This is a genomic window from Frigidibacter sp. SD6-1 (genome assembly GCF_030143255.1).
In the GTDB taxonomy this organism is placed as follows: Bacteria; Pseudomonadota; Alphaproteobacteria; order Rhodobacterales; family Rhodobacteraceae; genus TMP-24.
The window spans coordinates 147,006-165,839 of sequence record NZ_JARJNR010000003.1; the positions used below are offsets into that span (position 1 = coordinate 147,006).

General features: G+C 66.4%; 17 protein-coding genes. 10 read left to right on the forward strand and 7 right to left on the reverse strand.

Going from position 1 to position 18,834, the window contains the following annotated elements; genetic code table 11:
* Nucleotides 1-239 precede the first annotated feature (239 nt).
* The 4 genes from P0645_RS07130 to hslO are packed head-to-tail and all read right to left on the reverse strand — an operon-like array spanning nt 240 to nt 3,621.
* Entirely contained in the window at nt 240-833 is a 594-nt protein-coding gene (locus tag P0645_RS07130; protein ID WP_284163890.1) for a LysE family translocator, read from the reverse strand.
* A gap of 43 nt (nt 834-876) precedes the next feature.
* The gene (locus tag P0645_RS07135; protein WP_284163891.1) at nt 877-2,016 is read right to left on the reverse strand and encodes a CCA tRNA nucleotidyltransferase; all 1,140 of its coding nucleotides are present in this window, start codon (nt 2,014-2,016) and stop codon (nt 877-879) included.
* On the reverse strand, nt 2,013-2,618 hold the full coding sequence (locus tag P0645_RS07140; RefSeq protein ID WP_284163892.1) for an NUDIX hydrolase: 606 nt from the start codon (nt 2,616-2,618) through the stop codon (nt 2,013-2,015). Before P0645_RS07140 ends, P0645_RS07135 begins: the two co-directional genes overlap by 4 nt.
* The gene (gene hslO / locus P0645_RS07145; protein WP_284163893.1) at nt 2,602-3,621 is read right to left on the reverse strand and encodes an Hsp33 family molecular chaperone HslO; all 1,020 of its coding nucleotides are present in this window, start codon (nt 3,619-3,621) and stop codon (nt 2,602-2,604) included. Before hslO ends, P0645_RS07140 begins: the two co-directional genes overlap by 17 nt.
* An 81-nt stretch (nt 3,622-3,702) precedes the next feature.
* Here hslO and P0645_RS07150 point away from each other — a divergent pair, with 81 nt between their 5' ends.
* A complete protein-coding gene (locus P0645_RS07150) occupies nt 3,703-4,143 on the forward strand; it encodes an NUDIX hydrolase (protein ID WP_284163894.1) in 441 nt (146 codons plus the stop codon).
* An 84-nt stretch (nt 4,144-4,227) separates the two neighbouring features.
* On the opposite strand, the gene P0645_RS07155 is transcribed toward P0645_RS07150, so the two are convergent.
* Nucleotides 4,228-5,445, reverse strand: coding sequence for a PP2C family protein-serine/threonine phosphatase (locus tag P0645_RS07155; RefSeq protein ID WP_284163895.1), 1,218 nt, complete (start codon nt 5,443-5,445; stop codon nt 4,228-4,230).
* 217 nt (nt 5,446-5,662) lie between these two features.
* Here P0645_RS07155 and P0645_RS07160 point away from each other — a divergent pair, with 217 nt between their 5' ends.
* Nucleotides 5,663-6,013 (forward strand): Hpt domain-containing protein, encoded by a 351-nt coding sequence (locus P0645_RS07160; RefSeq protein ID WP_284164115.1) that lies wholly within the window; start codon nt 5,663-5,665, stop codon nt 6,011-6,013.
* 12 nt (nt 6,014-6,025) lie between these two features.
* On the opposite strand, the gene ilvA is transcribed toward P0645_RS07160, so the two are convergent.
* Nucleotides 6,026-7,267 carry a threonine ammonia-lyase IlvA gene (gene ilvA / locus P0645_RS07165; RefSeq protein WP_284163896.1) on the reverse strand — a complete coding sequence of 414 codons (1,242 nt, stop codon included), beginning with the start codon at nt 7,265-7,267 and terminating at the stop codon, nt 6,026-6,028.
* Nucleotides 7,268-7,389: 122 nt separating this feature from the next.
* On the opposite strand from ilvA, the gene P0645_RS07170 reads away from it, so the two are divergent.
* Genes P0645_RS07170 through sigJ form a run of 3 tightly spaced genes read left to right on the forward strand, consistent with a single transcriptional unit; the run spans nt 7,390 to nt 9,153 of the window.
* Nucleotides 7,390-7,764, forward strand: coding sequence for a hypothetical protein (locus P0645_RS07170; protein WP_284163897.1), 375 nt, complete (start codon nt 7,390-7,392; stop codon nt 7,762-7,764).
* A complete protein-coding gene (locus tag P0645_RS07175; protein ID WP_284163898.1) occupies nt 7,757-8,287 on the forward strand; it encodes a hypothetical protein in 531 nt (176 codons plus the stop codon). The genes P0645_RS07170 and P0645_RS07175 overlap by 8 nt, the downstream gene beginning before the upstream one ends.
* Nucleotides 8,288-8,313: 26 nt before the next feature.
* On the forward strand, nt 8,314-9,153 hold the full coding sequence (sigJ, locus tag P0645_RS07180) for an RNA polymerase sigma factor SigJ (RefSeq protein WP_284163899.1): 840 nt from the start codon (nt 8,314-8,316) through the stop codon (nt 9,151-9,153).
* On the opposite strand, the gene P0645_RS07185 is transcribed toward sigJ, so the two are convergent.
* A complete protein-coding gene (locus tag P0645_RS07185) occupies nt 9,143-10,036 on the reverse strand; it encodes a LysR family transcriptional regulator (RefSeq protein ID WP_284163900.1) in 894 nt (297 codons plus the stop codon). The two genes, sigJ and P0645_RS07185, sit on opposite strands and share 11 nt — an antisense overlap.
* A gap of 250 nt (nt 10,037-10,286) precedes the next feature.
* Here P0645_RS07185 and P0645_RS07190 point away from each other — a divergent pair, with 250 nt between their 5' ends.
* The 5 genes from P0645_RS07190 to P0645_RS07210 all read left to right on the forward strand — a co-directional run bounded on the left by P0645_RS07190 (nt 10,287) and on the right by P0645_RS07210 (nt 18,832).
* Nucleotides 10,287-12,731 (forward strand): GcvT family protein, encoded by a 2,445-nt coding sequence (locus P0645_RS07190; RefSeq protein WP_284163901.1) that lies wholly within the window; start codon nt 10,287-10,289, stop codon nt 12,729-12,731.
* A complete protein-coding gene (locus P0645_RS07195; RefSeq protein ID WP_284163902.1) occupies nt 12,728-13,312 on the forward strand; it encodes an MDR/zinc-dependent alcohol dehydrogenase-like family protein in 585 nt (194 codons plus the stop codon). Before P0645_RS07190 ends, P0645_RS07195 begins: the two co-directional genes overlap by 4 nt.
* Entirely contained in the window at nt 13,305-15,749 is a 2,445-nt protein-coding gene (locus tag P0645_RS07200; protein ID WP_284163903.1) for a GcvT family protein, read from the forward strand. The genes P0645_RS07195 and P0645_RS07200 overlap by 8 nt, the downstream gene beginning before the upstream one ends.
* A gap of 91 nt (nt 15,750-15,840) precedes the next feature.
* Complete coding sequence (locus P0645_RS07205; RefSeq protein WP_284163904.1) at nt 15,841-17,394, forward strand: trimethylamine methyltransferase family protein; 1,554 nt, start codon at nt 15,841-15,843, stop codon at nt 17,392-17,394.
* Between the two features lie 7 nt (nt 17,395-17,401).
* Nucleotides 17,402-18,832 (forward strand): aldehyde dehydrogenase family protein, encoded by a 1,431-nt coding sequence (locus P0645_RS07210; protein WP_284163905.1) that lies wholly within the window; start codon nt 17,402-17,404, stop codon nt 18,830-18,832.
* Nucleotides 18,833-18,834 lie beyond the last annotated feature (2 nt).

Genomic DNA, 18,834 nt, shown 5'->3' on the forward strand with positions numbered 1-18,834 from the left:
CACAAAGGACCGCCACACGGGGTTCGGTCCGGCTCAGGCGAGCTCTGACTGGATCCCGTTTCTCATACTGCAACCCTCCGTTGGATGCCGATCAGATAGCGCAATCACGGGCGCTTGTCACGCCCCCGATTGTACCAGCCTTGTATCGGCATCCGGCCGGGCCGCTCGTCGAGCCTTGCAGCTCTCCTCGCTCAGGGGCCCGGCGTGGGCACGCGAGGGAACGAGGAGGAGCCCGGGGGTCAGTGGCGGAGGATTTCCAGGGTCGACAGAACAATCAGCCCGGCCATCGTCAGGTTGAATATCCTCAGACGTCCTGCCGTGGTCAGCCAGCCGGAGATTGCCTGCCCGAGCCCGACCCAGGTCGCTGCGGAGCCGAGGCCGAGAAGGGTGAAGGTGGCCGCGACGATCAGCGCGAGCCGCCAGGGGTCGTCGGGCCGGATGAATTGCGATGTGGCGGCGATCGCCATCGACCAGGCCTTGGGATTGATCCACTGGAAGGCGACGGCGGCAAGGAAGGTCATCGGGCGCGCCGCCGATCGCGTCTCGGCGCCGGCCGACGTGGCGATCTTGAAGGCGATCCACAGAAGGAGAGCGGCGCCGCCCCAGCGCAGGCCCTCGCGCAGGACGACACTCGTCTGAAAGAGGCCGCCGAGCGCGAGGCCGACGATCAGCAGCATGGCCGGAAAGCCGAGCGCGACGCCGGTCAGATGCGGCAGGCTGCGGCGAAAGCCGAAGGCAGCGCCCGATGCCGCCAGCATCGCATTGTTGGGGCCGGGGGTGAAAAGCGTGGCGATGGCGAGCCCGATCAGGGCGATGAATGTCTCGGTCGGCATGGGATCCTCCGGCCCGGGAAAGTGCCGGGGGGCGGCGGCGGGTTCAAGCCAGCAATTGTTCCCGTGACAAGATAAAGCCAGACGCGATCCAGCGCGCCTCGAGTTCCTTCAGACGCTGGCCGAGCGCCGGACCGGAGAGGCCGGGCAGATCGGCGGCGCGGACCGGAAAGCGGGCGGCGGCGCCCGCGGCGATCCTGCGGGCGGCGTCGGCGGGCGGCGGCTGTTCGAGAAGCGCGAAGCGAAGCGCGAGGATATCGCGCGCAGCGTCCGGCCCGTGGCGCCAGGCGAGTTCCCCCGGCCCGGTTGCGGCGCCGATTCCGTCGCGCAGAATGGCCAGCCGCCGCGCCTCGTCGCGCGACAGCCGAAGCGCGTCGCCCGCGGCAGCGCCGCCGAGCGCAGCGAGGCGGCGGAGCCAGTCCGGCTTCGCGCCCGCCTCGACCGCGACAAGCCGCGCGAGCGGCGCGGCAGCGGCCCCGGGCAGCGTGTGGGCCAGAACCCCCGACGCTTCCATCGCGGCCAACGCGGGAGCAGGGTCGGCGGCGCCGAGAAGCTTGCGCATCTCGTGTCCGATCCGCTCGCGGGAAAGCGTGTCTATTCCGGCCGAAAGCGCGGCCGATGCCGCCAGTCCGTCCGGGTCGATCCCTGCCTCGGGGTCGCCATAGATCGCGTGAAAACGAAAGAAGCGCAGGATGCGCAGGTAATCCTCGCGGATGCGATCCTCGGGTCGCCCGACGAAGCGCACCCGGCGGGCGAGAAGGTCCGGCAGGCCGCCGAGCGGGTCGATGACCGTGCCGTCACCTTCGGCATAAAGCGCGTTCATGGTGAAATCGCGCCGCGCCGCATCCTCGGCGATATCGTCGGAATAGGCGATGGTGGCGCGCCGCCCGTCGGTTTCGACATCGCGGCGGAAAGTGGTAATCTCGTGCGGGCGCCCGCCCGCAACGATGGTGAGCGTGCCATGCTCGATCCCGGTCGGCACCACCTTCAGCCCCGCCGCTTCGGCGAGCGCCTTCACCCGTTCGGGGCGCGCGTCGGTCGCGATGTCGATATCGTCGATGGCGCGGCCCATCAGCGCATTGCGGACACAGCCCCCGACCAGCAGCGCGCGGTGGCCGCCCGTCGTCAGGCAACCCAGTACGCCTTGCAGCGCCTTATCCGCGATCCAGTCGCTTTCGATCCTCATGCCGCCATCCGGTCCGCCAGCGCGCGCAGGATACGCGCGGTCGCGCCCCAGATGTAATAGGGGCCGTAGGGAACGGTGAAATAATGCCGCCGCTGCCCGCGCCAGAGCCGCGATTCGACACGGAAGTTTGCAGGATCGGCGAGATGGGCGTAGGGGACGGCAAAGACCTCCTCGACCTCTTCCTCCTGCGGGCGGGGGGCAAAATCAGGGTCTATTTCGGCCAGAACCGGGGTCACGGTGAAGCCGGTGACGGTTTCATGGGGCGCGAGAGGGCCGATTATGCGGGCGTGTCGCGGCGGCAGGCCGATCTCTTCTTCCGCCTCGCGCAGCGCCGCACGGACCAGCCCCTCCCCGCCCTCGCCATCGGCCGCATCGACCTTGCCGCCTGGAAAGGCGATCTGGCCGGGGTGGTGCTTCAGATGCGAGGCGCGCTTGGTCAGGATCACGCGCTCGCGCTGAAAGCCGATCAGGACTGCCGCCGGGCGCAGGACGCGCCCTTCGGGCAGGACGGTGCCGGGATTGAGGTCATAGTCCGACGTGTCCCGCCCCGGCCGGGCGATCGCGGCGGCAAGGCGCGCGCCAAGGTCAGTGCGCTGCACCATCCTTGCCCCCGTACGCCGGTGCCTTGGTCGCCTCGAAGCCCAGCGTCGCGGGCTCGAATTCGTAATGCGCGCCGCAGAACTGGCAATCGGCGGTGACGATGCCTTGCGCCGTCGTCATCGTGGCAATGTCCTTGGCCGAATAGATCGAGAGGCTCTGCCGGACCTTGTCGGGCGAGCAGGTGCAGCCGAACCGTATGGGCTGGGCATCGAAGACGCGCGGACCCTCCTCGTGGAAGAGCCGCAAGAGAAGGTCGGTCGGTTGCACCGAGGGGCCGATCAGCTCCAGCTCCTCGACCGTGTCGAGAAGGATGTTGACGCGGGTCCAGTTCTCGCCCTCGGCTCCGTCGAGGATGTCGGCATGGGTCAAAAGCCCGCCCTCGCCGGAACCGCCTTCGGCCGCGACCGAGGGCGAGGCCTTGGGCATATGCTGCAGCATCACGCCGCCCGCGCGCCAGTGTTCCTCGCCGCCCGGCAGGCGCGAGCGGCCGAAGGACAGCGCAAAGCGCGTCGGCAATTGTTCGGACTGGGCGAAATAGGTCTCGGCGCAGGCGGAAAGCGAGCCGCCCGCGATGGGGGTGATGCCCTGATAGGGCAGGTTGCCTTCGCCCTGGTCGATGAGGACGGCCATGTAGCCCTGGCCGATCAGGTCGAAGGGCTTGGCATCCGGGTCCATCCGCTCGGGGTCGAACGAGGCCCAGGCGCGGATCTGCGCGGGCGCGCCATCCTCGGCGGGCGCGTAATAGTCGGTGGCGACGATCCGCGCCGGGCCGTTGCCGCGGATCTGCAGCGAGAGTTTCCAGCGCAGCTTCATCGTCTGGCCGATGAGCGCGGTCAGAACGGCGGCCTCGGCCACCAGAGCCTCGATCTGGGCGGGATAGGCATGCTGAGCGAGAATCCGGTCGAGCGTGCCGTCGAGCCGCGCCACCCGGCCACGGATGTCGGAGGCGTCAAGCTGGAACGGCAGGACGGTATCGTCCCAGGCGATTTCGAGGGTCGAGGACATGGGATTCCTTGAGGGGTTTCCTTCAGGCGCGGGCCTTGGCATAGCTTGTCGGGTCAAAATGGGCAACCTCGGGCGGGTGGGATGATCAGGCGGTTCGGCGAGCCGGTGGTGGCGGGGCAGGTCTATCGGCCCCGGCCGGGGGCTTACGCGGTTCTGAAGCTAGATGGGGATGTACTCCTGACCTATCAAGAGGCGCCGGACGCCGAGTTCCAGCTGCCCGGCGGCGGCATCGACCCGGGCGAATCGCCCATCCATGCGCTGCATCGCGAGGTCTATGAGGAGACCGGCTGGACCATCGCCGCGCCGCGCAGGATCGGCACCTTCCGCCGGTTCGCCTATATGCCGGAATATGACCGCTGGGCCGAAAAGATCTGCATGATCTACGAGGCCCGGCCCGTGCGCCGGATCGGCCCGCCGCTCGAGGCGGGTCACAGGGCGGTCTGGATGGGGGCGCGGGAGGCCGCGCGGCTGATCGGCAATGCGGGCGACCGGCATTTCCTGCGGCTGGCGTTCGGTTTCTGACCTCTGGCGGAGCGAGGGGCCGGCCCCTCGCGCTCCCCGGGATATTTGCACCAGAATGAAGGGCAGGGACCAGTTGGCGGCAGGTCAGTCGGCGTTGGATTTGGCGCCGTCGAATTCGAAATAGACGCCCGAGACATCATCGGCGAAATTGCCGCCGGTATAGTCGTTCAGATGCCAGTGCAGCGCTTCGAGGAAGGCCGCGCCGCGCAGCCCCTCGCAGCGGGCGATGAGCCTGGTCAGACCCTCTTCGCCCAGTTGAACGTCGTTGGCATCCGCCGCCTCGGTAATGCCGTCGGACATCAGGAACAGCCGGTCGCCGGGTTCGAGGCGCGTCTCGATCCGGTCGTAGCTGGCGAAATCGATCAGGCCGATCGGCATGCCGCCGCTGCCGAGATAGTCGACCGTTCCGTCCCGGCGGATCACCGCCGGATGGGGGTGGCCCGCCTGCACCATCGCGACCTTGCCCGACACGAGGTCGATGTCGGCATAGGCGAGGGTGAAGTAATTCTCCGTCTCCATCTCCTTCAGAACCACGCGGTTGAGGGTTTCGGCCAGCTCCTCGGGCGGGCGGGCGTCGTAGATGCCGAACTCGGTGAGGACGAGGGCGAGGTTCTGTTCGGGCGAGTTGCCGGACAGATAGCCCGCGAGCCGCGCCGTCATCAGCGCTGAGGTGATACCATGGCCCGAGACGTCGATGGCGAAGAAGCCGACGCGGCGGGCGTTGATCGGGAAGAAGCCGACGAGATCGCCGCCGACATGGCCGGACGGCCTGAGCAGCAGGTTGACCTCGGCACTGCCGAAATTGCGGCTGCGCTCGCGCACCAGGCTTTGCTGCAGCTTGCGCGCCTCCATCAGGTCGCGGTCGATGGAATCGTAAAGGCCCTGAAGTTCGCCGAGCGTGGCCGACAGAAGGCGGTTCTTCTCGGTCAGTTCGCGTTCGATCCTGAGGATACGCTCGCCCGCAGCGATCCGGGCGCGCAGTTCGTCGCCGCTGACCGGTTTGATCAGGAAGTCGTCGGCGCCCATGTCGAGGCCATGCGCGATCTCGGCGGTTTCGGTCTTCGAGGTCAGGAGGATGAAATAGACATATTGATCCAGCCCGAGCTCGCGGACCCGGCGGCAGAGGTCGAGGCCGGTCATGCCGTTCATCATCCAGTCGGAGATCACCAGATCGGGCGCGTCGCGCGTGACGACAGTGATCGCCTCTTCGGCAGATCCGGCTTCGAGCACCCGGTAGCCGGCGCGGGCGAGCTGCGAGGAGAGGATCTTGCGCTGTACCCGGCTGTCATCGACCACAAGCACTGATCGCGCCGGTGCTGGGGCACCTGCGCTTTCGGTTTGCGGTCGTTCGGCCCTCATTGGCTGCACGCGGTTTCCGCCTCTGACGTTCCCGAAGAAACTAGGCGCGCGCGGGTTAAGACGAATTGAATGCAAATGGGCTTTTCGCGCCGCAATGGCCTTAACGGCAGCGCAAGGGTTCGGGGCTAGGCTGGGCCGTGGATGGGAAAAGGTGGTGGCCATGATCGATTGGGCACGAGTGGGTGAATTGCGCGCCGAGATCGGCGACGAGGGATTTGCCGAAGTGGTGGAACTGTTCCTTGACGAGGTCGAGGATGTGGTGGCGCGGCTCAGGGCGGTGCCGGACCCGGCGAGCTATGAGGAGGATCTGCATTTCCTGAAAGGCAGTGCCTGGAACCTTGGCTTCAGCGCTTTCGGGGCACTCTGTCAGGACGGCGAGCGGCGGGCGGCGGGCGGCCAGGCAGGCGGGATCGACATTCCCGCGATTCTCGACAGTTACGAGCGGTCGAAGGATGTGTTCATCGACGGGCTGGGCGAGTTGGCGGCGGGGCGGGAGCCGAGCGCGGCATAAGGCGGGGCGCCGTCAGATCAGGAATTCGGCCAGCGCCTGATCCTCGGTGATGTCGCGATAGTCGAACTCCGCCGCGTCGAGTTTCGCCGTCAGTTCCGCGAAGCTTGTCGCCCGTTTCGTCTCGATCCCGATCAGGACCGATCCGAAGTTGCGCGCCGATTTCTTCAGATATTCAAAGCGCGCGATATCGTCGTCGGGCCCGAGCATGGCCAGGAATTCCTTGAGGGCGCCCGGGCGCTGCGGCATGCGCAGGATGAAATATTTCTTCAGCCCCGCGTAGCGGTTGGCGCGTTCCTTCACCTCCGGCAGGCGTTCGAAATCGAAATTGCCGCCCGAGGTGACGCAGACCACACGCTTGCCCTTGATCCGGTCGGCAAGCCCCGGCAAAGCGTCGACGGAAAGCGCGCCCGCCGGTTCCAGAACGATGCCCTCGACATTCAGGAATTCGAGCATGGTGATGCAGATCCGATCTTCGGGCGCGAGGCGCACCTGGTCGGGCGCGACCCGTTTCAGCCGATCGAACGTGCGGGCGCCGATCCGGGCGACGGCGGCGCCATCGACGAAATTGTTGATGCCCTTCAGCGTGACCGGCGCGCCTGCTTCAAGTGCGGCCTTCAGGCAGGCGGCGCCCTGCGGTTCGACATAGACGAATTCGGTACGGGGTGCCGCCTCGGCGAAATAGCTGGTGACACCGGCGGCAAGGCCGCCGCCGCCCACCGGAAGGATCACCAGATCAGGGGCGCCGTCGATCTGGTCGAGTATCTCGACCGCAACAGTGGCCTGGCCCTCGATCACATCCTCGTCGTCGAAGGGCGACAGGAAATGCGCGCCCGCCTCGGCCGCGAGTGCCTGGGCGGCGGCGAGCGTACGGTCGAAATAGTCGCCGACCAGCCGGATTTCGACAAAATCGCCGCCGAAGGTGCGGGTCTTGTCGATCTTCTGCTGGGGCGTGGTGACCGGCATGAAGACCGTGCCTTTGACGCCGAAATGGCGGCAGGCATAGGCCATGCCTTGCGCATGGTTGCCAGCGCTGGCGCAGACGAAGGCATTCTTGCCGGCAGCGATCGCCTTCCTCATCGCGTTATAGGCGCCGCGCAGCTTGTAGCTGCGCACCGGCGTCAGATCCTCGCGCTTGAGATAGACCTCCGCCCCGTAGCGGCTCGACAGATGATCGTTGAGCTGCAGGGGTGTCGGATCGAACAGCTCCCTCAGGGCGAGGGTCGCGGCGCGGGCGTCTGTGGCAAAGCGGGTCATGGCGGCATCTGAGCCGGGCGGCGGCCAAAGGCAAGCGATTTGCGCGGGCGTGCGGGTTTTCGCGCGGCGCCATGTCACATTTCCGGATGGCCTGCGTCCTTGGATCAACGAAAGGACGGAACATGCGGCTGCTTCTGTGGGGTCTGGCGCTTTATCATGGCGCAAACGGTCTTCTTATGGTCGCAGCGCCGCTCGGCTGGTTCCGGGCGGTGCCGGGGGTGGCGGAAACCGGTGCGGCAAACCCGCATTTCATCGCCGATGTCGGCTGGGGCTTTCTCGCGGCGGCGACAGCGCTTGCCCTTGCGGCCCGTGGCGCCCCCGGCCGCGGGCCGCTTCTGACAGCGGCGCTGGTGTTTCTGGGCGGCCATTCTCTGATGCATGTTCTGGACTTCTTCCATCATGGGCTGGGCGCGGCCGTGCTGCGTGACAGTTTGCTGGTGCTGCTGCCGGGCCTTTTGCCGCTTCTTCCGCTTCTGAAAGGGCAAGATGATGCTTAAGCTTCTCGCACACCGGCTGGTCGGCCGCTTTGGCCGCCGCTACGGCTATGACGTGACCTATATGGACGAGATGATCGAGGAGGATTTCGCCGGGTTCCGGCGCTTTGCGAAGCTCGCGGGCCTGTCTTCCTACAGCTATGGCCTGCCGCCCGGGCCGCTCTTCGCCGCAAAGTTCATCGCGACACCGGCGGCGGGCTGCGGGCCCTGCGTGGATCTGGTGATCCGCATGGCGGAAGAAGCGGGCGCATCGCGCGCGGCGCTGGCCGCCATCGCGCGGCGGGGCGGCCCCGCTGACCCCGACATGCGACTTGCCGCTGATTTTGCCGAAGCGGTGGTGACGAACGGCGCCGATCTGCCCGAGCTGCTGGAGGCAGTCGAGGCGCGATTCGGGCGGCGCGGGCGCACCGGCCTCGCCGTCGCCATCGCGACCGCGCAATTCTATCCGATGGTCAAGCGCGGCATGGGCCATGCGCGGGACTGCGCCATGCTGCCGCCCGAGTTCCGACCGGCGCGGGCGGCCTGAAAATGGCGGATCGGGCCGGAATAGACATGCTTTTTGTCCGGGAACGGCCCCGGCTTATCCGGCTCGCCTATCGCTATCTCGGCAGCGTCAGCGATGCCGAGGATGTGGTGCAGGACGCGTTCCTGAAGCTCGGCAAGGCTGGTCCGGTCGAACGACCCGAGGGCTGGCTGGCGCGGACGGTCACCAACGGGGCACTTGACCGGTTGCGGCGGCAGAAGGCGCTGCGCGAAAGCTATGTCGGCCAGTGGCTGCCGGAGCCGGTGGTGGAGCCCGAGCTTTGCGCCGCGTCGGACCGGGAACTCGACATTTCCTTTGCAGTGATGCGCACGCTTGAGGCTTTGAGCCCCTTGGAGCGCGCGGCCTTCTTCCTGCACGACCTCTTCGATCAGGATTTCGAGACGATTGCCAAGACGTTGAACCGCACACCCGCCGCCTGCCGCAAGCTTGCGTCCCGCGCCCGCGCGGCGGTGCGCGAAGGTCGGGCGAAGCGGTCCGCGACGGGCGCGGACATCGCGGCCTTTCTGCAGGCGATATCGGAGGCGGCGATCAGCGGCGATGTCGCGCCGCTCGCGGCCCGGCTCGCGGCCGATGCCCAACTGGTGTCGGATGGCGGCGGCAAGGCGATCGCGGCGCCGAATGTGGTCAGGGGTGCCACTTCGGTCGCGCGTTTCCTCGCCGGGATTGCGCGCAAGGCGGCGGGCGGGCTGGAGGTGCGGTCGCTGACGGTGAACGGTGCCCCGGCTGTACTGATCCTGGCGGAGGGTGACAGCGGCAGTCTTCTGTCCTTCGATCTCGACGCGGCGGGCGCGGTCCGGACGGTCTATATCCAGCGCAATCCTGACAAGCTTGGTGCGCTTATGCCCTGACGCCGCGCGCCGGGCGCCTGGGTTCGGGCGGCCGGGCGAAAGCGAAATGGTCGCGCAGGCAGGCCAGAAGGCGGCGGTGCACCGGGCGGTGGCGGAAGCGCTGGTTGACGCCCGCGAAGACCGTCTGGGTGATCGGCGGCGCGTCAAGAACCAGACGACAGGTGAGGTCGGCGGTCAGATCCGCAACCGAGCCCTGCATCACATAGGCCGTGCCCCCCATGCTGCGCAAAAGCGCGACCATCGCCGCATTCTGGCCGATCGACAGGCTTGCATCGACAAGCGTCGGGTGCAGCGCCGCATGGGCATGCGGAATCGCGTCGGAAAAATGCGGCAGGATGTAGGTGTCGCGCCGCACTTCCTCCAGCCGCTCGACCTCGGTCGAGACCATCACATAGGTCACCTCGCCCAGCGTTTCGAAATAAAGGTCGGGGTGGAAGCGGGGCGAGAAGAGGATGGCGAGGTCTTCCTTGCCGGTCGTGAGGTCGGCGCACATCTGCGCCGAATAATCCGCCTCGAAGAAGAAGGCGGTTTCGGGCAGGCTGGCGCGGAAGGCGGCGATCAGGTCACTGAAATGGGCGTTCACCAGATCGTGCTGGATGCCGATGCGGATCGTGGCCGGGCGCGAGCCCGCATCGCCCACCGCATGGCGCGCCTCGGTCCAGCCATGGCGCAGGCCGCGCGCGTGCGGTTCGAACCTCAGGCCTTGCAAGGTGGGCTGGGTGCCCGAGCGCGACCGGTCGAACAGTTTCTGCCCGAGTGCCTTTTCAAGGGCGCTGATCCGGCCCGAGACCGTCGATTGCGTGACCCCCAGCCGCTCGGCCGTTCGGTTGAAGCTGCGGGTTTCGCACAGGTCGAGGAAGGTTTCGATCAGTTCGATCTGCATGGCCGCCCCCGGAGGTTTCGGCGCGCGCGATGTGGCAGATGTCCCCGCCCCGGCCTTGAGCCGGGGCCTCCCGCCTTGCAGGCCCGGCCCTTCGTGGGCGGAGGCCCCGGCTCAAGGCCGGGGCGGCGACGAAAGCTGTCTGGTGTCATGAGTGCCTCTAATCGGATATTCCGATCAATAATCCCCTCTCTCTCGAATTGAAAGCTTTGTCTCAGGCGGCGATACTCCGCGCGGCATTACGGAGGAAGAGATGAGCGCCATTCCAAGCACCGCACGGGTCGTGATCATCGGCGGGGGCGTCGTCGGCGTCTCGTCGCTTTATCATCTCTGCAAGGCGGGCTGGACCGATGTCGTGCTGCTGGAGAAGAACGAGCTGACGGCGGGCTCGACCTGGCACGCGGCGGGCAATGTGCCGACCTTCTCGACCTCCTGGTCGCTCATGAACATGCAGCGCTATTCGACCGAGCTTTACCGGGGCCTCGGGCAGGCGGTCGACTATCCGATGAACTACCATGTCACCGGCTCGATCCGTCTGGCGCATTCCAGGGAAAGGATGCAGGAGTTTCAGCGCGCAAAGGGCATGGGCCGCTATCAGGGGATGGATATCGACATCCTCGGCCCGGGCGAGATCAGGGACAAATACCCGTTCATCGAGACCCATGACCTGAAGGGCGCTCTGTACGATCCGAACGATGGTGACATCGACCCCGCGCAGCTGACGCAGGCCTTGGCCAAAGGTGCGCGCGACATGGGCGCGACGATCCTGCGGTTTACCCCGGCGACCGGGGTTTCCCGCGAGAACGGCGAATGGATCGTCCATACCGAAAAGGGCGACATCCGCTGCGAGATCGTGGTGAATGCTGCGGGCTATTATGCCCAAAAGGTCGGCGAATGGTTCAGGCCCTATGGCGGGCGCACCGTGCCGATGATGGTGATGAGCCACCAGTACATCCTGTTCGAGGAAGTGGACGAGGTGCGCGACTGGTCGCAGAAGGTCGGCCACAAGCTGCCGCTTCTGCGCGACGTCGACACGTCCTACTACCTGCGGCAGGAAAAGAACGGCTTCAATCTTGGGCCATACGAGCGCAACTGCCGCGCCCACTGGGTCAAGCCCGAGGATCCGTTCCCGGAGGATTTCAGTTTCCAGCTTTTCCCCGACGATCTGGAGCGGCTGGAATATTACATCGAGGATGCGCTGGCGCGCGTGCCGCTTCTGGGCAAGGCCGGGCTTTCCAAGGTCATCAACGGCCCGATCCCCTATGCCCCTGACGGCAACCCGCTGATCGGCCCGATGCCCGGGGTGCCGAATGCGTTCGAGGCCTGCGTCTTCACCTTCGGCATCGCGCAGGGTGGCGGCGCGGGCAAGGTGCTGGCGGAATGGATCACCGAGGGCGCGACCGAATGGGACATGTGGTCCTGCGATCCGCGCCGGTTCACCGACTATACCGACACCGACTATTGCGTGCAGAAGGGGATGGAGGTCTACGGCCACGAATATGGCATGCACTTCCCCTGGGCGCGCTGGCCTGCCGCGCCCGACCGGCGGCTGTCTTCGGTTCACGACAAGGTCAAGGCCCTCGGTGGCCAGTTCGGACCCTATAACGGGTACGAGCGCGCCAACTGGTATGCCAAACCCGGTGACGACACGTCCTGGGACGCGACCCAGACCTGGGGACGCTCCGGCCCGTGGGAGCCGCGCATCCGCGAGGAATGCGAGGCGGTGCGCGATCATGTCGGCGTCCTCAGCCTGCCGGGTTTTTCACGCTTCGAACTTTCGGGCGAAGGTGCGGGCGAGTGGCTGCGCGGGCTGATCTCGGGCGGGCTGCCCAAGGAGGGCCGCCTGTCGCTGGCCTATTTCCCCGACCATCGCGGCCGCATCCTGACCGAGATGTCGGTGATCAACCGGGGTGGCGACCGGTTCACCCTGATCACGGCCTCGGTCGCGCAATGGCACGATTTCGAGTGGCTGAAGAAGCATCTTGCGCCGGGCCTGACGCTGACCGACCGGTCGGGCGAGATGGATACGCTGATCGTCACCGGCCCGAAGGCGCGCGAGCTTTTTGCCGCGATCGGCGAGGCAGACCTGACGCTGCCGTGGCTGTCCACACAGCAGGCCCGGATCGCGGGCCGCGACTGCGAGATGTTCCGCGTGAGCTTCCCGGGCGAACTGGGCTGGGAGGTGCATGCGTCGGCGGACAACATGCCCGCGATCTATGACGCCATCATCGGCTGGGGGGCGAAACCCTTCGGCATGTGGGCGATGAATTCCCTGCGCCTCGAAAAGGGTTATCGCGCCTGGAAGGGCGACCTGTCCACGGACTACAGCCTTCTGGAAGGCGGGCTCGACCGGTTCGTGAAGCTCGACAAGCCGCAGGATTTCATCGGCAAGGCAGCCCTTCAGGCGGAATTCCAGCGCGGCGTGAAGAAACGCTTCGTCACCCTGGTCGTGGATGCCGGCGACTGCGATGCGCCCTACATGTCGACGCTCTGGCATGACGGCAAGGTCGTGGGCGAAACCACTTCCGGCGCCTGGGGCTACCGGGTGAACAAATCGATCGCGCTCGGCATGCTGCGCGCCGATCTGGCGAGCCCTGGCACCGAGATCGAGGTGGAGATCTACGGCGAGCGTTGCCGCGCGGTGGTGCAGGAAGACCAGCCGCTGTGGGATCCGGCGAACGAAAGGATCCGCGCGTGAGGAGCGTGGGCGCCAGATCCTGGCCCGCGCGCCCGGTACTTGCGCCGGTCGTTGCGGATGCATTTGCGCCGCTCAATGCCGAGATCGGTGCGATGCCGCTTGCCTTCGGCACGGCGCACAATCTTCTGGTGCGCGCCGATGTCGGCGCCGGGACCGCGCTTCTCGTCGCCTGTGAAGGCGAGGCGGCGGGCTATGCGGCGATCCGGCTGGCGCGGACACTCGGGGCCGGGGTCACGGCCCTTTGCACCGGTTCGTCGGCGGCCGTTGCCCGCGCCGCAGGGGCCGAGGTGGTGGCCAAGCTTTCCGCCGACCGGTTCGACGCAATCATCGATCTTGGCACCGGCGCGGCGCGGGCGGGGCTGCTTGCGCGTCTGCGTCCCGGCGGCATCTATGCCACGACCGGCATCATCGCCGAAGCGCCCGCGCGCGGCCAGACCCGCACGGTCTATCTGAACGACCTGACACTTTTCGGCCGCCCGCACCTGCCGCGCGAGGTGTTTTCCGGTCTCGTCAGTACCATCATCCTGTCGCCGATTCACCTTGTCGAGACGACCCCAGAGCGGAGCGAAAATCATGTCTAACCTGCCGCAAAAGGCGCGTGCGGTCATCATCGGCGGGGGTGTTGTCGGCTGTTCGGTCGCCTATCACCTGACCAAGCTCGGCTGGAAGGATGTGGTGCTGCTGGAACGAAAGCAGCTGACCTCGGGTACCACATGGCACGCGGCGGGGCTGATCGGCCAGCTGCGCGCCTCGGCCAACATGACGCGGCTGGCCAAGTATTCCGCAGACCTCTATCGCGGCCTCGAACAGGAGACCGGCCTTGCAACCGGGTTCAAGCAGGTCGGTTCAATCACCGCCGCGCTGACCGACGAGCGGAAGGAAGAGATTTTCCGCAATGCCTCGATGGCGCGGGCCTTCGGCGTGCCGGTCGAGGAAATCTCGCCTTCGCAGGTGAAGGAACGCTATCCGCATCTGAACATCGAAGGCGTGAAGGCGGGCGTCTGGCTGCCGACCGACGGGCAGGGCGACCCGGCCAATATCGCGCTGGCGCTGGCCAAGGGCGCAAAGGCGCGCGGCGCGGTGGTGGCCGAGGGCGTGAAGGTCACGGGCGTCAAGGTCGAGGGCCGCCGGGCGAAGAGCGTCTCGTGGGAAATGGGCGGCGAGGCGGGCGTGATCGAGGCCGATCATGTCGTCAATTGCGCGGGCATGTGGGGCCATGCGGTGGGCCGGATGGCGGGTGTCAACGTGCCACTTCATGCCTGCGAGCATTTCTACATCGTGACCGAGCCGATCCCGGGCCTGACGCAGATGCCGGTGCTGCGGGTGCCGGACGAATGCGCCTATTACAAGGAAGACGCGGGCAAGTATCTCTTGGGTGCGTTCGAGCCGAATGCCAAGCCCTGGGGGATGAACGGCATCCCGGAAGATTTCTGCTTCGACCAGTTGCCCGAGGATTTCGATCATTTCGAGCCGATCCTCGAACGCGCGATCAACCGTCTGCCGATGCTTGCCTCGGCGGGGATCCACACTTTCTTCAACGGGCCGGAAAGCTTCACGCCGGATGACGCCTACAACCTCGGCCTCTCGCTTGAGGTCGACAATTTCTGGGTCGCCGCCGGGTTCAACTCGATTGGTATCCAGTCGGCCGGTGGCGCAGGCATGGCGCTGGCGGAATGGATGGAGACGGGCGAGAAGCCATTTGATCTCGGTGACGTTGACGTCGGCCGCAACCAGCCGTTCCAGGGCAACCGGCATTACCTTTACGAACGGTCGAAGGAAACGCTCGGCCTTCTTTACGCCGACCATTATCCCTACCGGCAGAAAGCCACCGCGCGCGGCGTGCGCCGGACGCCGTTCCATGCCCATCTGGAGGCCGAAGGCGCGGTCTTCGGCGAGATCGGCGGCTGGGAACGGGCGAACTGGTATGCGAAGCCGGGGCAAGAGCGGGGGTACCGCTACAGCTGGGGCCGTCAGAACTGGTTCGACAATACCGCCGAAGAACATCGCGCGGTGCGCACGAACGTCGGCATGTATGACATGTCCTCCTTCGGCAAGATCCGGGTCGAGGGGCGCGATGCGGAGGCCTATCTGAACCATATCTGCGGCGCCGACATGTCGGTTCCGGTGGGGCGGATCGTCTATACGCAGTTCCTGAACAAGAACGCCGGCATCGAGGCCGACGTCACCGTCACGCGCCTGTCTGAGACCGCCTATCTGGTGGTGACGCCTGCGGTGACGCGGCCCAAGGATCAGGCCTGGATGCGCCGCCATATCGGTGATTTCAACGTGGTGATCACCGACGTGACGGCGGCCGAAGGTGTGCTTGCCGTGATGGGGCCGAACGCCCGCAAGCTGATGCAGAAGGTCAGCCCCGGTGATTTCTCGAACGAGGTGAACCCGTTCGGCACCGCGCAGGAGATCGAGCTGGGTATGGGCCTCGCCCGCGTTCACCGCGTGTCCTATGTCGGAGAGTTGGGGTGGGAGATCTATGTCTCCTCCGACATGTGCGGCCATGCGTTCGAGGTCTTGTGGGACGCGGGCCGCGACATGGGGCTGAAGCTGTGCGGCATGCATATGATGGACTGCGCCCGGATCGAGAAGGCCTTCCGTCATTTCGGCCATGACATCACTTCGGAAGATCATGTGCTGGAGGCGGGGCTTGGCTTTGCGGTCAGGACTGCGAAGGCGGATTTCATTGGGCGCGATGCGGTTCTGAGGAAGAAGGAAGCGGGGCTTGACCGGCGGATGATGCAGTTCCGGCTGAGCGATCCGGGCGAGATGGTCTATCACAACGAACCGATCCTGAGGGATGGCAAGATCGTGAGCTACCTCTCGTCGGGCGCCTATGGCCATCACCTCGGCGCGGCGATCGGCATGGGCTATGTGCCGTCGAAGGGCGAAGGGGCGGAGGCTCTGCTGGCCTCTTCCTATGAAATCGAGATTGCCGGGCGGCGGGTGATGGCGGAGGCCTCGCTGCAGCCGATGTACGACCCGAAGGGCGAACGGGCGAAGATGTAGGCGGCGGAGGCCCGGGGGGCTGTCTGCCCCCCGGACCCCCCGAAGGTATTTGGACCAAGATGAAGGCATGAGGTCTTCAGGGAAGGTTGAGATGAGCGAAGAGGCGCTGAATTGCGAACCGAGGCGGGCGGCACGGGCCGGGGGGCGCGAAGCGCGCCGGGCGGCGCGGGCGGCACCCTTGGCCGAGGGGCTGCGCCCGGTCAGGGCGGGCATGTCGGGTGGCCAGTACCGGCCGCTGACCGACGAGGGGATGAAGAAGATCCATGAAAGCGCGCTCGATGCGCTGGAAGAGATCGGCCTCAGCCAGGCGCCACCCTCGGGTGTCAAGCTTCTGACCGAAGCGGGTGCGATCCTGGGTGACGACGGGCGTATCCGTTTTCCGCGCGCCCTGGTCGAGGACATGCTGGCGGTCGCGGCGCGCAATATCACGCTCCATGCCCGCGATCCGAAGTACGACCTGCATCTGTCGGGCACCAAGGTTCATTACGGCACGGCGGGCGCGGCGGTGCACATCGTCGATCCGGTGACGCTCGACTATCGCGAATCCACCGCGCAGGACCTCTATGATGCGGCGCGCCTGGTCGAGAACCTCGACAATATCCATTTCTACCAGCGCACCATGGTCTGCCGCGACGTGGTCGACAACAAGGAGATGGACCTCAACACGCTTTATGGCTGCCTGTCGGGCACCCGCAAGCATGTGGGCACCTCCTTCAGCGATCCGTCCCATGTCGCCGACTGTTTCGACATGATCTACACGGTGGCGGGCGGCGAGGAGAAATGGCTGGAACGGCCTTTCGTCTCGAACTCCAACTGTTTCGTCGTGCCGCCGATGAAATTCGCCGAGGAAAGCTGCATCACCATGGAGGATTGCATCCGCCGCGGCATGCCGATGCTGCTGCTGTCGGCCGGTCAGGCCGGGGCGACGGCGCCCGCGCCGATCGCACTGACGATCGTGCAGGCGGTGGCGGAATGCCTGGCGGGCGTTGTCTATGTGAATGCGATCAAGAAGGGCGCGCCCGCAATCTTCGGCACCTGGCCCTTCGTGTCGGACCTCAGGACCGGCGCCATGTCGGGGGGCAGCGCCGAGCAGGCACTGCTGACGGCGGGCTGCGCGCAGATGCACCGGTTCTATGACCTGCCGGGCGGGGCGGCCTCGGGTATCTCGGATTCGAAGCTCCCGGACATGCAGGCGGGCTGGGAGCAGGGGATCACGAACTCGCTCGCCGGACTTGCGGGTCTGAACATGTGCTACGAGGCGGTGGGCATGCATGCCTCCCTGCTCGGCTTCTGCCTGGAAAGCCTGATCCTTGGCGACGACCTTCTGGGTCAGGCCATGCGGCTGGTGCGCGGCATCGACGTGACCGAGGATTCGACCTCGATCGAGGCGATGAAGCAGGTCTGCCTTGGCGGCCCGGGCCATTACCTCGGTTCCGACCAGACGCTGGCGCTGATGCAGACCGAATATGTCTATCCGGCGGTCGGCAACCGGATGAGCCCGAAGGAATGGAACGAGGCGGGCAAGCCGATCCTCTTGGATGCGGCCATCGCGCGGAAGAACGACATTCTGGCGAAGGCGGGTTCGGTCATCGACCCCGAGATCGATGCGGCGATCCGCAGGACCTACAACATCTACTTCAAGTGAGCGGCGGATGAACCACGCAAACAGCCTTAAATTCTACGTGGGGGGGCAATGGGTCGACCCGCTGTCGCCCGACCGGATGGGTGTCGAGAACCCCGCAACCGAAGAGATCGTCTGTGAGGTGGCGCTGGGCAACGAGGCGGACGCGGATCGCGCGGTCATGGCGGCGCGGGCGGCCTTTGCCGGCTGGACCGTCCGGCCGGTTGCGGAGCGGATCGCCGTCCTGACGCGGGTGCTTGAGGTCTATAACGACCGCTACGAGGATTTCGCGCAGGCCATGTCGGTCGAGATGGGCGCGCCGATCGAATGGGCGCGTGGTGCGCAGGCCTGGGCGGGGCAGGTCCATATCGAGGCGACGATCAAGGCCGCCGAAAACTTCCATTGGGAGGAGATGCGCGGAACGACCCGGATCATCCGCGAGGGGGTCGGCGTCTGCACGCTGATCACGCCCTGGAACTGGCCGATGAACCAGATCGCCTGCAAGGTGGCGCCCGCTTTGGTCGCGGGCTGCACGATGGTGCTGAAACCGTCGGAAATCGCGCCGCTGTCGGGCCTGCTTTTCGCCGAGGTCTGTCATGCGGCGGGCGTGCCGCCCGGGGTCTTCAACCTGATAAACGGGACCGGGGCAGGCGTGGGCGGGCGGCTCACGTCTCATCCGGAGGTCGATATGGTGTCCTTCACCGGCTCGACGCGGGCGGGTACGGCGGTGGCGGCGGCGGCCGCGCCCACGGTGAAGCGCGTGGCGCAGGAACTGGGCGGCAAGTCGCCCAACATCATCCTGCCGTCTGCCGACCTCGCGGCGGCGGTGAAGGCGGGCGTCGAGGGCTGCTTTGGCAATACCGGGCAAAGCTGCGACGCCCCCACGCGCATGTTCGTTCATCGCGATCAGCATGATCAGGCGCTGGTTCATGCGAAAGAGGCGGCCGATGCCGTCGTGATCGGCGATACGCAGGACAGCTCGACGACCATGGGGCCGCTCGTCTCGAAAATGCAGTTCGACAAGGTGCAGGCGCTGATCCAGGCGGGCATCGACGAGGGCGCGACACTCGTCGCCGGTGGCATCGGCCGCCCGGCAGGGGTGAACCGTGGCTGGTATGTGCGCCCGACGGTGTTCGGCAATGTGACGAACGACATGACCATCGCCCGCGAGGAGATTTTCGGGCCGGTCCTGTCGATCATCCCCTATGACACGGTGGACGAGGCGGTGGCGGCGGCGAACGACACGCCTTACGGGCTGGCGGCCTATGTCGCCGGTCCCGTCGAAGAGGCGCGGGCCGTCGCCCGCCGCCTGCGCGCGGGCATGGTGAACCTGAACTATCCGGCCTGGGACACGTTCGCGCCCTTCGGCGGCTACAAGCAATCGGGCAACGGGCGCGAATATGCCGACTGGGGCATCCATGACTTCTGCGAGGTCAAGGGCGTCGTCGGCTGGGGCGAATGAAC

Bases quoted from the DNA above. Each gene is read 5' to 3' on its own strand.
- P0645_RS07130 (WP_284163890.1), bottom strand. From the start codon at position 833: ATGCCGACCGAGACATTCATCGCCCTGATCGGGCTCGCCATCGCCACG.
- P0645_RS07135 (WP_284163891.1), bottom strand. From the start codon at position 2,016: ATGAGGATCGAAAGCGACTGGATCGCGGATAAGGCGCTGCAAGGCGTA.
- P0645_RS07140 (WP_284163892.1), bottom strand. From the start codon at position 2,618: ATGGTGCAGCGCACTGACCTTGGCGCGCGCCTTGCCGCCGCGATCGCC.
- hslO (WP_284163893.1), bottom strand. From the start codon at position 3,621: ATGTCCTCGACCCTCGAAATCGCCTGGGACGATACCGTCCTGCCGTTC.
- P0645_RS07150 (WP_284163894.1), top strand. From the start codon at position 3,703: ATGATCAGGCGGTTCGGCGAGCCGGTGGTGGCGGGGCAGGTCTATCGG.
- P0645_RS07160 (WP_284164115.1), top strand. From the start codon at position 5,663: ATGATCGATTGGGCACGAGTGGGTGAATTGCGCGCCGAGATCGGCGAC.
- ilvA (WP_284163896.1), bottom strand. From the start codon at position 7,267: ATGACCCGCTTTGCCACAGACGCCCGCGCCGCGACCCTCGCCCTGAGG.
- P0645_RS07170 (WP_284163897.1), top strand. From the start codon at position 7,390: ATGCGGCTGCTTCTGTGGGGTCTGGCGCTTTATCATGGCGCAAACGGT.
- P0645_RS07175 (WP_284163898.1), top strand. From the start codon at position 7,757: ATGCTTAAGCTTCTCGCACACCGGCTGGTCGGCCGCTTTGGCCGCCGC.
- sigJ (WP_284163899.1), top strand. From the start codon at position 8,314: ATGCTTTTTGTCCGGGAACGGCCCCGGCTTATCCGGCTCGCCTATCGC.
- P0645_RS07185 (WP_284163900.1), bottom strand. From the start codon at position 10,036: ATGCAGATCGAACTGATCGAAACCTTCCTCGACCTGTGCGAAACCCGC.
- P0645_RS07190 (WP_284163901.1), top strand. From the start codon at position 10,287: ATGAGCGCCATTCCAAGCACCGCACGGGTCGTGATCATCGGCGGGGGC.
- P0645_RS07200 (WP_284163903.1), top strand. From the start codon at position 13,305: ATGTCTAACCTGCCGCAAAAGGCGCGTGCGGTCATCATCGGCGGGGGT.
- P0645_RS07205 (WP_284163904.1), top strand. From the start codon at position 15,841: ATGAGCGAAGAGGCGCTGAATTGCGAACCGAGGCGGGCGGCACGGGCC.
- P0645_RS07210 (WP_284163905.1), top strand. From the start codon at position 17,402: ATGAACCACGCAAACAGCCTTAAATTCTACGTGGGGGGGCAATGGGTC.